The sequence below is a fragment of the Paenibacillus sp. GCM10028914 genome (genome assembly GCF_042666275.1).
Classification (GTDB): domain Bacteria; phylum Bacillota; class Bacilli; order Paenibacillales; family Paenibacillaceae; genus Paenibacillus_AQ.
On record NZ_JBHTFO010000012.1, the window covers coordinates 96,000 to 110,650 of the forward strand.

Annotated in this window: 8 protein-coding genes; all 8 read right to left on the bottom strand. The window is 42.4% G+C overall.

The window, feature by feature from the left end:
* Positions 1–78 precede the first annotated feature (78 nt).
* The 8 genes from ACFQV5_RS10655 to ACFQV5_RS10690 all read right to left on the bottom strand — a co-directional run bounded on the left by ACFQV5_RS10655 (position 79) and on the right by ACFQV5_RS10690 (position 14,622).
* On the bottom strand, positions 79–5,241 hold the full coding sequence (locus tag ACFQV5_RS10655) for an endo-alpha-N-acetylgalactosaminidase family protein (protein WP_379246484.1): 5,163 nt from the start codon (positions 5,239–5,241) through the stop codon (positions 79–81).
* 275 nt (positions 5,242–5,516) lie between these two features.
* The gene (locus ACFQV5_RS10660) at positions 5,517–6,530 is read right to left on the bottom strand and encodes an S-layer homology domain-containing protein (protein ID WP_379246486.1); all 1,014 of its coding nucleotides are present in this window, start codon (positions 6,528–6,530) and stop codon (positions 5,517–5,519) included.
* A gap of 187 nt (positions 6,531–6,717) precedes the next feature.
* Positions 6,718–8,355: a response regulator transcription factor gene (locus tag ACFQV5_RS10665; RefSeq protein WP_379246488.1), complete on the bottom strand. Its 1,638-nt coding sequence runs from the start codon at positions 8,353–8,355 to the stop codon at positions 6,718–6,720.
* 24 nt (positions 8,356–8,379) lie between these two features.
* On the bottom strand, positions 8,380–9,555 hold the full coding sequence (locus ACFQV5_RS10670) for an ABC transporter substrate-binding protein (protein WP_379246491.1): 1,176 nt from the start codon (positions 9,553–9,555) through the stop codon (positions 8,380–8,382).
* Between the two features lie 293 nt (positions 9,556–9,848).
* On the bottom strand, positions 9,849–11,624 hold the full coding sequence (locus ACFQV5_RS10675) for a sensor histidine kinase (protein WP_379246493.1): 1,776 nt from the start codon (positions 11,622–11,624) through the stop codon (positions 9,849–9,851).
* Between the two features lie 290 nt (positions 11,625–11,914).
* Positions 11,915–12,346, bottom strand: coding sequence for an L-fucose mutarotase (gene fucU, locus ACFQV5_RS10680; RefSeq protein ID WP_379246495.1), 432 nt, complete (start codon positions 12,344–12,346; stop codon positions 11,915–11,917).
* A 55-nt stretch (positions 12,347–12,401) separates the two neighbouring features.
* Positions 12,402–13,904: a rhamnulokinase gene (locus tag ACFQV5_RS10685; RefSeq protein WP_379246497.1), complete on the bottom strand. Its 1,503-nt coding sequence runs from the start codon at positions 13,902–13,904 to the stop codon at positions 12,402–12,404.
* 58 nt (positions 13,905–13,962) lie between these two features.
* Positions 13,963–14,622: a class II aldolase/adducin family protein gene (locus ACFQV5_RS10690; protein ID WP_379246499.1), complete on the bottom strand. Its 660-nt coding sequence runs from the start codon at positions 14,620–14,622 to the stop codon at positions 13,963–13,965.
* Between the last annotated feature and the right edge of the window lie 29 nt (positions 14,623–14,651).

Sequence of the window (14,651 nt, forward strand, 5' to 3'; positions counted from 1 at the left end):
TGGTTTATAAACTTCAAGGCTAGGTACAGCATGCTTTGTTACTCACACATGTACCTAGCCTTGTCATCGTTTGCCGTATTACTGAACAATTTTACGAGCTACAATTACCAGATCCTCCAATCCGACTTTACCATCATTGTTGATGTCAGCTTTCTTCGCTTGTTCCCAATCTGGGCTTGCTGTTGTCTTACCGTACTGAGCTGCAATTATTGCAAGATCCCCGATGGTTACTTTGCCATCACCGTTGATGTCGCCGTCTGTAACCGTGCCCGTCTTACTGATTTCAATGTTCACTGATGATACAACGGTATTGATCTCATTCCCTTGATCATTTGATATGACTGCACTCTTAACGGCTACTGTACCGTTTTCTGTCTGGTCAATCTCCTTCGCTATAAAGGTTAACTCCAACACTTCTGCATTGTTGTTAATCCCATTCGTTGCTCCTTCGCTAGCGACAATAAAACGGAGTTTCCCAGGAGTGCTGTGGTTTGAATCAATAATGCTAACTCCTGTAATCAGAGACTTTGCATCAACGAAATCCATCTTGTCTGCGTCGTACTCAATATTGATGTCCTGCGCGTAGATCGTCTCTGTCAGGTTACGTAATCCATATTGAACTCTGAATTGCTCTCCTGATTGAACTTGACTTGGCGCTGTTAAAGATGAAGCATGTTTCTGTTCAACATCTTCTTCAGTTACGATTACTTGCGTTGATGCGGTGAAGCCGCCGTCTGTCGTTGTTACCGTAATCACGGTTTCCCCAACTTTCAGGGCTTTGACAACCGCCTTTCCATCATTCTGTTCAACCGTAGCAATGGTTTCGTCACTGCTGCTCCATTGTAAGGATTTATTCGATGCATTTTCAGGCTGAATGAGTGCATTCAGTTCACCCGAACTGCCTATTTTAAGCTCTAGCCGCTCTTTATCGACTGTAACACCAGTCACTTTAATCTCTTCGGACTCACCCACGGTCTTAAACACATTCAGCTCAGCTGCAGATGCAAAATTACCTACGCCTTCCACGGCTTCAAGCCTTATATGTGTCGCTTCAACAGCATTGAAACGGACAATTTTCGTTTTTTCATCGCGTGCCCATGAACCATTTGCGACTTTCGTGAAATTCGTTCCGTCAACACTAGTGTACAAGTTGTAGCCTGTTATTGTACCGTTGGAAGCACCTGCTCTCGGTTTGTAGTTAAACTGATTAATGCTATATTTGCCTCCAAGATCCAGCGTAATAGACTCCGGTAAATGTGCTGGACTCCATTTGGTGTGCCATAATGTCGTTTCATCTCCATCAATCGCATTGCTAGGTTCATCACCTGCCTGGAAGCTGCTTGCACTTGCAGACATCTGCGATTGTGGAATTAATTCGTTAGGTGCATGCACGTTCACTGTTGCACTTGCACTTATCTTACTACCGTCTTTCGTTGTTGCGGTAATAGTAGCAGTACCCGGCTGGTGAGCCGTCACTTTACCCGTTTGATCCACTGATACAACCTCAGGTTTGTCAGAGCTCCACTGTAATGACCGATCATACGCATTTACCGGTTCAACACGAGCGGTAATGGCGGCAGACTCTCCTTTATTCAGATCGAGTTGATTCTGCGCAAAGGTTACTTTGGTGACCAAAACGCCTTCCTCCGGAACGATTGCACCCTCATCATCGACGCGAATATTATCCACAACAAGCGTGCCAGTTAACTCTTTCTGATTGTTCACTTTGTTCTTGATAATGGCTAGGTAGGCGTCTTTCGCCCCTTCCGTTGAAAAGGACAGATCCAGCGTATGACGACCTTCTTTCAAATTCTCAGAAACCAGGTCACGAACAACCCCATTCTCATTAACACGAACTGCCACGGTGTACATGTCTGTCTCGTCGGAATTGTAGTCCATTGTTAGATGGTAACGATGATCTTCCTCCATCCTGAGTGTGTGAGGCAGCGTACGCAGCCATTCACCTGTGCCTTCTTCATTTGTCTTCAGCGACCATGTTCCATCCAAAACATAAGTCATGTTCTGATTGCCGCCTTTTTCAACCAGATGGGTACGTACTGGGCCCGATTTTGAATAAACAAATGGTCCCCATCCCTCATCTACGTTCTCAAAATCTTCAAACAACACGGAATCTCCCGCATCGGTCTTGGTCGGGTTCTCCCATATTTTCACATCATCAAAGGTTACTGTAGAATTTCCTTCTTCTACTTTAAAGTAAAGATCAGCTGTCTCACTGACGGCGTCAAACGAAACCTTAATCCGTTGGAAACTCGCACCCACATATTTGTGCTGGCCGGACAAGTATTTATGCTCTGTGTTATCCAGAACATTCGTGACTTGATCATCACCCTGTTTTACACCGATTTCAACGTTACGCTTTCCATCGATCTTCGCCCATACGGATGCAGAATACGTCTTACCAGGTGTCAGACCTGTAAGCGTCTGCTCGATGAGCGCATCACCAGGACCTTTAACTTGAAGCTGGTCATCCGCATTGCTGTTCTTCACAAAATTAATATGATCCGTATTCGCAGCTGTGGAAGATTTCTTCCAATAACCGAATGCTTGGCTGTCAAATCCCATGTCTTTAGCTGGACTTCCTTCGCCCCATACCATTTCCGGTTGTTCTTGAGCGGTCGTCTTATACAGGACATAACCAATGCCTTTCTCTGCTGTAAGAGTTACTTTTCCTCCCGTAACTTCAACACTGCCAACATGTTCACGACCTAAGTCAGTAAGTTTGTAAAGCTGTGCTGTCGTTACTCCATTCCACGATTCAGGAAGTGTCCAAGTGGACTTGCCACCTGCAGGATTCCAGTGATAGATTTTATCCTCTGTTACAGGACTCCAAGGGATAAACACTGTGCTATCACTAATGTTGCTGCTGTCTGTCATGATCGCAATGTCACGACCATCCTTGCTTAGATGAATCTTGCCATTCTTTCTTTCAACAACCACATTTTCTTCAAAATCGATTCGGTTGTCTGTCATCTTGATAATCGGGAAATACTGCATATACTTCGTTGGTAGATTATGATTGAAGAATGCGGCAGTTGTTGATTGGTAACTGTAGAATGGAGCACTGTTCTGCCAATAACCTACGCCAACCTGCTTATTTCCTTTAAGCAGTGGAGTTGTTAAGAATCCGTCTAATGTTTCATTTCGGATAAAACGAATGATTTTACTATCATTACCTTGGTTCGGATATCCAGGATCCGTTCCCCAGTGAACCCAAGTAGACTGCTCGTAAAGTGGGCCAGCAAATTCGGTACCGAGCATCCAGCCGTTCCCGTTAATATACTCTGCGAGCTTTTTCGCGTTATAATCGGCACCTGTATAAACATCCACGTAAACAAAGGACAGATTATCGCCGGTATCGCTTTTCAACATATCGAGACGACGCTTTAATTCGCCGGATTCCAAATCCTTCGTTTTGTTCACATAGAACGATTGGTCTAACCAGCCCCATCCTTTACTAAGCGGTTGATTCAAGTTCTCCATCTTAATTTCAAAAGCATCCAACATATACTCCGTTGCGTTAATATGTACACCGCCGCGGATATTGTATTTCTTCCCTTCACTCAGAACATAGTTGAAATCTTCCGCTCCACCTTGTCGGATACCGATATGCCCGCCGAAGTCAGGATGAGAATCATCGTGGCCTTCAGCTTGGTAACCTTTGAACAGAATAATCTGTCCAAATCCGTCCGTAAGATTTGCTATTTTCTTCGCATTGTCAAAAGCACGTAAAAACGGAGACGTTGTAGTAGATCCTATGTTCATGCTGATATATGAAATGTTGTCACGGATCAGTTCACTTTGATATGGAGCATCAGCGTGATCACGGTATGCTATTGCACCATCCTGCCAATCTACTACGCCGTCTTTGTTTGCATCCGGTGTCAATACAACTTTTGCCCAAGGCAGTGGTTCTGGATCAAGCACAGTGCTACCCCGATACGTCCATGCCCCACCAGAAAGTGCCGCCTTCTTGGTATTCAATACCGTATCTGTCGCCACTTTAACACGTACCTTGTCAAAGCCATCAACAACGTTCGTAATTACACTCGCTGCCAGTTTATCGTTGTTTAAAAATGCATAAGTACGGCTCCCGCTTACATCCGCTGGTGAATCATTTGTAAGATAGTTGTATTCTTCCTTCACAATATTCCACTCACCGGTAATCCAGGCAGCTGTCTCCTCTGCTTTAGGCTCAGTTCCCAGCACAGAGATGAGGTCATGATTCGGGAATTCAATCTTGTTAACCTTTACCGTTCCATATTCCTCAATGCCTGTCACTTTAAAGTGAAGAACATTGTCCTTCAGTTCCATCTCAACTTTAATGTTCACTTTAATTTCTGGAAGTTGAAGTGTGTAAGAAGCCGACTCCCCTTGATTGGCATCTGCTTCTTTCTTAGTGAAATCAGAAGCCACAGGGAAATAAGACTTCCCGTTTATTTTCAATTCATTAAAACCGTTTATCTGTCCGTTCATTTCCGCGCCGTTGTCTGTCCATATGTATTTTTTCACACGCGGGAATTCCTGATCGATTTCAACAGCCAATGCATTGGATCTGAGAGTTTCTATAATCGTAATTGGTTTCGGCACCGGATCGTTTGTGATGATTGGGGTTACCTTCACATCATCGATCAGTATCGTCTTGTTATCAAACCAGCTGCGAAGCCCAATCTTACCTGCACCTGTAGATAAGCTTGGAAGGCTCGTCGTGAGTACATTGTTGCCGTCAATCGATAAGTCCACGGTGTCTTTCTCATACCGCAATTTAAAGGTATACTGTTGACCTGCAGCAAACGTAAATGCTGGAGAAGAAATATTTCCATATGTCGCCTCTCCATTTTTCATCTGGTACCAGCCCCAGCTGCCTACATCATACTGAATAGCATTAAAATTATCCTGATCCTTGTAACGGTAGACCAATCCAAAACGAGTTGCTGCTTGATTAAACTTTAACTTCACCTCATATTCAGCATTCGCAACTTGAGGTGACTCTTGATCTGCTAAAAAAACAGCCCCTTGAGTCACCGCCTTTACCGCACCTTGATCTGCTGTAAATGTAGTTGTTCCTCGAAACGCCGTCCATCCAGCGATGTTGCCATCATTGTAATCTTTGAAATATATGTCCGTTTCTTCTGCTGCAAAGATGGCCGCTGAGGGCAGACACATCTGTATGCCAAGCAACATCGTTAACAGAAAGCTAAACGACTTGAAGCGTTTTCTCATCCACTACGAACCTCATTTCATAGTAAATTGAATAGACATAATAGATCCCTTTCATTTTCACAACCTTTTTATTCATATTTTGTAATTTATTTACATTATTTTCTTATAAAGAACCCTCCTTCCCTGTGAAGGCTCGTCATATGTTATTTGTTCAAATCTATTTGTTTCCGGCTCTTCGTACAGAAAACTATACCCGTCACAACAGCCAAAAGGTATCACTACATCTCAGCTGATTCTGCGAAGAGCCGGCTACAAGCTTCATTCGTATATCTTAATTAATTGGAGTTTAGCAATCTCTTAATAACTGCGGCGGACTCTGCTCTTGTAGCAGATGCTTTTGGAGCAAATGTAGTCTTTGTTCTGCCCTTCATTAAGCCAGACTTCAAGGCAAAACCGACTGATTTTTTCGCCCAAGGGCTAATCTTATTATCGTCTTTAAATGATTTGGTTGATCCTGAAGCAAGACTGTCTACCTTCACTCCGGAAGCGTATGCTTTTGCACGCATCAACATGGTGGTCATTTCTTCACGAGTGATGCTCTTATCCGGCGCAAACTTAGTCTTAGACATACCGCTAATAATTCCAGCTGCATATGCTTTTTTAACGGTGTCCTCATACCATACGCCCGCTTTAACATCTGTAAACGGATTGCTTCCAGTTCCTTCTTTAAGATCTAATGCTCTAGCTATAAGTGCAGCAAATTGGGCTCGGGTAATATTTTTATTCGGAGCAAAGGTATCAGCGTCCATACCTTCAACGATGTTTTTGTTTACCATTTCCATGATATCTTTTTTCGCCCAGTGCCCTACGATGTCACTGAATATCTTGGTAAATTCTGAGGATTGATTCGGGGTAAACACTTGATCTTTGAGGTTTCGGTCAAGCATTTTAAGCGCTGTCCATTTCACAGCGGTCGTACCTGCCTTTTTAGTTTTAAATGTGATCGTCGCTATATCCAAGTCGCCCTTTTCACCACTCACATTGCCAATTTTGGTATGGGCAATTGTAATTTCGTTGTTTTTGACTATTGGAGATACAGAGAAACCTTTGATCTTCGTTTCCGCTTTTACGATCTCAAGTACTTTAGGATCAAAATTAAATTTCGCTTCATACGCATACAAGTCCTGTATGTCTTTCCCTTTTAATGTAACTGTAAAAGTAGAATCGGCAGATTCAGTTGCGGAAGTCTTCATCTCAAAATCTGAAGATTTCTCCGCTTGAACTGCATTCAGCCACATCGACGAACAGAGTGTACAGATTAGTGCGATCATTAATGATTTTCGTTTCATTATGAACATCCCTTCTCTAACTTTTTATAGTTCAATGCCTATGTATGAATTCTTCAATTCTCCTCTCTTTACAGCTCCCCTTAATCATATAAATTCTGAAAGCGGATACACATGATTTATTTTGATTAAACCTTGATTTTTTTTGTTATGCTTTGTTATTTCTATGATCTTTTTTTATTCAAAAACATTATTCCATTTCTTTACGATAAGCTAGAGGACTAACACCAGTAACTTTTTTGAATATACGGCTAAAATGCTCTGGATTTACATAACCCACTTGCTCTGAGACCTCATATATTTTCATCCCACCCTCCAGTGCTTTTTTCGCTTTTTCGATCCGTAAATTTGTTAAAAACTGAATGAAATTGATTCCAATTTCTTTCGAAAATTGCTTACTTAAATAGCTTTCACTAACACCAACAATCTGACTAATATATGATAAATGAATATCTTCACTAAAATTTTTCTCTACCAGTTCTTTCGTTTTAGCAACAACAGAGCTAAGTGTAGAAATCTTTGCATTGTCTTTCGGATGCAGCTTTTGATGGAGATTATCTAGAAATAAGCGGCACCAATGAACTGTTTTCTCCCAAGTCTCCTGTTTATGTATATGATCCGTGATTGGGTATGGCAATTGATCATGAAGCTTTTCCCAAGACAGTCCTTTCTGGTAAATTAACGCACCGGCTTCCCAGATCATATCAACCAAATCCGACTTTATATGATCGGGAGAAGATGGATATCTCTCGATTAGCAATCTGCAGCAGCGTTCATATACTTCTCGCCATTTTGCTGTATCCGCATCGCTAAGTGATTTTAGCATTTCAGTTCTGACCAAATACCACTGCTCTTTCCAGGTATCAGGTTGAATTGTCGGCCGTCTTTCAGCTTCCGGATAATACAATCGGTTATATCCTTGATAGTAACTTAAGCCAGCCAACCGTTCAGCTTGACGGAATAACCGGTTCCACTGTTGCACTCCATCCGCAATATCACTGATTCCCATGGATAGATTCAAATTGATAAATTGCTTCAGTCTCATACTCACCTCAGACAAAATCACATCGGTCTGCCTGCGAACAGCCATAAGGCTGATTTGTTCAGGAAAAGCGAAGAACAATACGTAATGTCTGTCGTCATAGCGGCAAACATGGCATATTCCTTCGCTTCTGCTTCGATTCGTCACATTACGAATAGTCTGCATAATCATACGGTGTGAATCTTCAAACTGAACTGAATCAGACAGCCGGATAAGAGCAACCTCCAGATTTTTCTCACCCATATGAGTTCGAACAAGTTCCAAAGATGATGAGAACTCATCATCTTCTCCCATGGTCTCTAATGAATCAGACAGTGAAAGTCGGTGCAGAACAGCGCAGACAGAGGCACTGCTATCTTCCTGATCAGCTGCTGCTTTTGAAGAATTCTGCCGCTTCTTCAATTCATCTACCGTCTTGTGTAATACTGGGGCAATGTAGGTTTCATCCAATTTGGCTTTAAGCATGTAATCAAAAGCACCATGCACAAACGAATCTCTTACATAAGAATAGTCTCCGTATGCGCTGAGCATGATCGTTAGCGGTTGATTGGGATAAGAGGTATTATTGAGTGCTTCAAGGAGCTCAACCCCATTCATATTCGGCATGTGAATGTCTGCCAAAACAAGGTCTACATCCTGGCGGGCTTGAAGCATGCTCAAAGCCTCCCTGCCGTCACCAGCTTCTCCTGCGATCTCAAAATCAGTCGATGCAATCGATATATATTCCCGAAGTGCTAGTCTGGCTAATGGTTCATCATCAACAATGAGAGCTTTAAATTTCGTCATAATTCCCTCCAATTGATCACATGATTACTTCAAAGCCTGAACCGCTCTTTCCCATTCACGATTCAGTTTTTCTTGGATATATGGAATCTCCGCCCCTGAATATATTTCCTGTGCTGTCTTCTTCTCATCAAACTGCACCACATTTTTCACTTTTTCAAATTTTTCATCGATTCCTAAATACATAAATGACTCAAAAGGGTGCTCCTCCTGCACTTTGTTGAAAAACGGAAGAACCGATTCAACATCTCTCAATGTGGATGAATTTTGAGAATAATTAATATAGACTTGATAAACTTCCGGACTAAACACCCATTCGAAGAATGCTTTTACTTCTTCTGTATTCTTAGAATTTTTGTTAATAGCCAAATATTGATCTGGCATGGTAATCGCCTGCAAACGTTCTGAAGTAGTCTCTCTCCATGGTAAAGCAAAGGCGTTTAAATCCTTATCACTCTTAACCATGGATAAATGATCTCTGAAGTACCACTGACCGAGAACTAACATGGCCGCATCGTTTGTTTGAAACAACTGAGTTGCCTGATCAAAACCAATATTGAGAGCATCCGGTCCTGCCAGTTCATGCTCTGCCATCGTTTTAATCATCTTGGCAGCTTTTTCAAAAGGAGACCCCTTTCCGAATGGACGATTGGCTTGGGAGATTGATGACAAATAATTCTCATTGTTAGATAACAACGGAGGACCGAATTCTAAGAAAGGATAGAATGTCCAATTGTCCTTCCCGCCTATTGCAATCGGAATATATTTGCCGTGTTCTTTAATCTTCATCAACACATCCATAAACTCATCAAACGTTTGTGGGACTTCCACGCCCACCTCTTTAAAAATACTCGGATGGTAATAGACATATTCAGAGAAAGAAACAAGCGGCAGTCCCAGAATCGAATCATCGATTTTAGCTGGATATTTATTTTGAGAACTGGCTTTTAGGTCATCTAACGGTAGAAGAGCACTTTTGTAAGTAATCAAATCGGCTGGTTTCAAGTAAAAAATATCCGGTAGATCATTAGCTGCTAAACGAACCTTTAAGTATTGACCGCTATTGTCCGGAATTGTCTCTACTTCAACCGTTACGTTAGGTTTGATATCGGAATACTCTTTTACCTTTTCCGTCCAGAACTCGATATCACTCTTCGCCTCCCACATTCCAAACTTAATCTTGATCGGTTGATCCTGGTTCACCTTATCATGTGTATCTAGCAGGGGTTCTCCCGTTCGCTTGAGTGTGCTCAGTGATAGAATACAGCCCATGATAATAAAAGAAAGCAGTCCAATATAGAAAGCGCGGAGTAGGATTTTCACGTCGTATCATCACAGCCTTCGAAAAAATATAAAACAGCTAAAGAATACGCTTACAACATTAAATGAATCTTACCGTCTCTAAGATCACATCTGAATGATGTTTTTAGCTTGGACATGATCTTTTATGATCGATCAAGCCGGAATGATTACGATCTTCCTTCTTCTAACTTTCTTTACGGTTCATTCTCTTCAGCTGTTTGGATTAGAGGTAGTTTTATCGAGACTATCGTCCCTTGGGGGATGTTCTTCTGATAATTCAATCCGTAGTCAGACCCGTAATGAAGTTGAATTCGGTTATGTACGTTACTATTTCCCATCCCACTAAAAGAATGTTGATGACGTTTTCCATTACTGTTTACTTCCTGTGTCTCTATATCCATCATGCCTACACCATTATCGGCTATTGTAATAACCAGATCCTCCCCCTGTCTTTTTACAGTGATCTGAATGATTCCAGAATAATCAACATTTTTCAATCCATGAATAATACTGTTCTCTAAAATAGGCTGGAGTAGCAGTTTTAATATGTAATAGTCGGATAACCCCTCATCTACTTCCCACTCGGTTTGGATAGGTCTGCCGAAGCGTATCTCCATGATGTATATGTAATGTTTCAAGTGATCCATCTCCTCACCAATCGTGGTCAGAATTCCGCCTCGATTAAAAGAAGACGCTAATAATCTTGTTAATGCGTGTGTCATATTCCGAATATTATCTGCCTTACTGATTAAAGCCATAAACTTGATCGAATTTAGGGTGTTGATTAAAAAGTGCGGATTTATTTGAGACTGCAGTGCTGCAAACTCTGCTTTTCTTTTCTCGATCTCTTGCTTTTCATGTTCTAGTAACAGTTCCTGAACACGGTCAGTCATGTGATTAAAAGAATATCCTAACTTAATCAATTCCAAGCTGCCAGAAGCCATAAATTTAGCGTTTAAATCTCCTTCAGTAACCCGATCCATTTGGCGTAACAGCTCACTCAGCGGCTTGGTGACATTCGACACTAAATAGAAGGAGACTAAAATAAATGCCACAATAATCATAATCGCAAATATCCAGACGATATAATTTACACTTTGATAATTGGCTGTCAGGTCAGCATACGGAATGGATTGTACAAGCCACCACTGCGTTTGGTCAATTTTTGCATAAGTGATTAGTTTCTTATTCTCCTCACTCATATCTACAAAGTACCCTTTGTCTTCCTGCCCACGATTTGCAAACCAATGCATCGATAATTCGCTACCTCTATAAGCTAGGGTGTTCGATGAAATAATCTGGCCTTCTTCTGTGACGATATGCAGGGTAGATTCCGTATTGTCACGCGGCTGTAAAATATGATCAAAGGCACTGCTTTCAAAAGTAAATAACATCATTTCCAGATGGGATAATGGATTAATCACACTTGGAGAAAGAGCAGCCACCATATTATAAGGATTGTAATTTCCATACAAGGAGTTAGACATCATCCCTAAGAAGTGAACACTGTCTGGATTTTGTAACACACCCTTATACCATGACAACTGACGAAAGTAAGAATCATCCATATTTAAGTTCCTTAAGTAAGAGTAGGATTGATGGTCTTTGAAAAAAAAATTGACAGACAATACTCGTCCCGATATAGATGCCGTATACTTTTCAATCAGAACTTTCAACTCATACTCGGCCTGCTGTTTCTCGATTCCTATCTTTTGATGAATATCATTGAGTTTCGCAAGGACATCCTTATCCATACCAATCGAGGCAAATAAACCAGTCAACCTGTTAACTTCCTGACTGACCGAGTATGATAGAGCCTGAGCTGTTTGTTGGGAACGTAACGTATTCTGCTGAAGGATGTCACGTTCATAAATATTTAAGATAATGATGGAGAATAGAATAATTGGAAGAATGACAACAAGTATAAAGAAGAGCCTTAACGTGCTAGACATTCGCCAATTTTTCCTCACAAAATCCTCCCTTTTAAGAGATAAACTCATATGCTGTCTCTTCCACCTCCTATATGGAAGAAACATATTCCCTATCATAATCTGACATACCTGCAAGCTGACAAAAGTACAAACAATGTTACAAATACAGACTTACTTAGCAAGCAAAATCCGAGCACATTCATGTTTTTCGACACGAATGTATACTGTTCTCATAGCTAATGATTATAGATTTTTATGTGCATAACAAACAAAAGATGTCTTAAAGTCACTGGACCTTAAGACATCTTTTGACATAAAGAAGAAACTGATTATTCAACAACAACGCCTTTTTTCAAAATGATATTGGCATAAAGCGCCTTCTCGCCCGTTGAAACGACAGCATACGCTTTTTTGGCACGCTCATAAAATGCAGATCGTTCAACCTCTTCTAGTTCGATCTCTTTGGAATGATGTTCTCTAACAATATTACGGTACTCATCCCAGATTGGCGTTTTCACGGTATCCCCCGGTGTAACAGCCATCAATGCAACAGGGGATTCCACATAGATATCAAGCGGGAACAGGGGCAGCACAGCATTTAACAGCTCTGTAATACCATGACCATCAGCGCGAACCAGACGCTGTGCGTGGCTTGCTGCAGGGAAATTGCCATCACCGAACACGATATCATCAGCGTGTCCCATTTCCATTAATACTTTGAGCAGCTCAGGAGATATCAAGCTTGAGATTCCTTTTAGCATATTTACGCAACCTTTCACAAGGGATCTATCTACGTTAATACTAAAGCAAGCTATTCTATACAGACACCGCAGTTATGCTGCTGAATCTAGCAAAAGCTTGGTTCCATTCTTGACCTTGGTCTGGTTCATACGATGACATAGGGAAGGATCTCTTAACAAGCTCAACCCCCTCTTCACGGCTAGAAATGGTACCACTCGCAATAAATTGAACAAGCATGTTACCGATTGCGCTAGCTTCAATAGGTCCCGCCCATACGGGGCGCCCAAGAGCATTAGCCGTAAACTGGCAGAGGAGTTCATTCTGAATACCACCGCCGACCATATGCAAGCCCGAATAAAGGTTGCCTGTAAGGGTTTCAACTCTTTCCAGCACTTCCCGATATCTCAAGGCAAGACTCTCTAGTATACAGCGGACAATTTCACCCTGGCTTCGAGGAATCGGCTGTCCTGTTTCCTGGCAGTATTGCTGAATGGCAGCAATCATGTCAGTTGGATTCATAAATCGCAGATCATCCGGCGCAATAAAGCTGCGGAATGGTGTAGCATCACGAGCTAATTCCACAAGTTCACCAAACGAGTAACCGTCTCCATCACGATCCCATTGCCTCTTACATTCCTGGATAATCCACAGTCCCATAATGTTCTTAAGCAGTTGAAAAGTGTCGAAGGCACCACCTTCATTCGAGAATTCAAGCTCGAGCACATCCGGATGAATAAGCGGCTCGCTGAGTTCCGTACCGAGGAGTGACCATGTACCACACACCAGGTAAGCAAACGATCCAGCACCTGCAGGCACAGCTACAACAGCTGACTCCGTATCATGTGATGCTACTGCAATGGCCTTCATGGCTGGAACATTCAATTCCTGGCAGATCGATTCCTGTAGTTGCCCAATAATAGTTCCTGGTTCTATCGGATCTATGAATAAGGATGGATCAAGGCCAAGCTCTTCGATAAGCTCGGTATTCCAAGCTTTATTCTTCACATGATACAGCTGTGTAGTCGTAGCCATCGTAAACTCACAGACCTTCTGACCTGTTAAAAAATAATGCAGCAAGTCAGGCGTTAATAGCAGCTTATCTGCAATTTCCAGCTTAGGCGAGTTTGCTTTCAGCATCGCATTCAATTGAAAAATCGTATTAAAAGGCATGAATGCTAGCCCACTCTCATCAAACAAGCGCTGACGCCCCACCTGAGCGCATGTCTTCTCCACCATGCCGACCGTATGTGTGTCTCGGTAATGATAAGGAATACCGACAAGCTCACCGTTGCGATCAACAAGTCCGAAGTCAACCCCCCAGGTATCCATCCCGTAGCTTTCCGGCGAATATCCGGCTTGAAATGCCTTCTGGATCCCATGCTTCACTTCTTGAAAAAGAGCAGCGATATTCCAGTGCAAATGCTCACCAATTTGTACAGGTATATTGGGAAAACGATGAATCTCTGTGATTCGAAGCAATCCCGGGTCTCCCTCTTCCTGCCGGATGATCTCTCCGATCAGCGCACGGCCGCTGCTCGCCCCCATATCAAATGCAAGCACCGCAGAAGAATCCTTCATCACTAGCACCACCCTTTAAGAGGTTGTTCAATTAAAGAAAATCCTAGGCGGACTATCGTTATTTCATTTTTTGGAGTAACTGAATACGATAATCTTCACTTTCCAGCGCAGCAATATCATCAACTTCCTGATCAGTTAGTGGCACTGGGGTACCAGCCGCACGTGCACTCAAATAAATCTTCGCACTTTCTTCAACAACTTGTGTACGGTAGTAAGCCTCGCGTAAATTCCTGCCCGTCGTAACCAGTCCGTGATTGCCGAGCAAGATCGAACTTGCGAGAACCACTTTCTCGGCTACGGCATCAGCAAGCAAATCTGTTGTGGGGATAATATAGGGAATATATGCCGTTCTTCCAACGAGTGCCGCTTGATCCGGGAACATCACCGGAAGCTCCTTCTCAATCAGTGTAAACGCGATACAGTGAGACGGATGGGTATGTACCATCGCACCCATATCTGGATTCGCACGGTAGCCATACAAGTGCATAAGCACCTCAGAAGAAGGGCGAAGACCGATATCCGTAATCTCACCCGTAGGAATGTCCACCTCGATCCATTGCTCGGGTTCAATCTCTTCAAGTGCAAAGCCGCTCGGAGATAAATACATCTTATCTCCGGCTCTGGCACTGATATTCCCTCCTGGTCCAACCACCAAGCCGTTATCTACGATTTTACGTGCATACTTACATAGCTCGTTTCGTGTATCCATGTTGTACATAAGGTTTCTCCCTTCGCTATCTAATTATC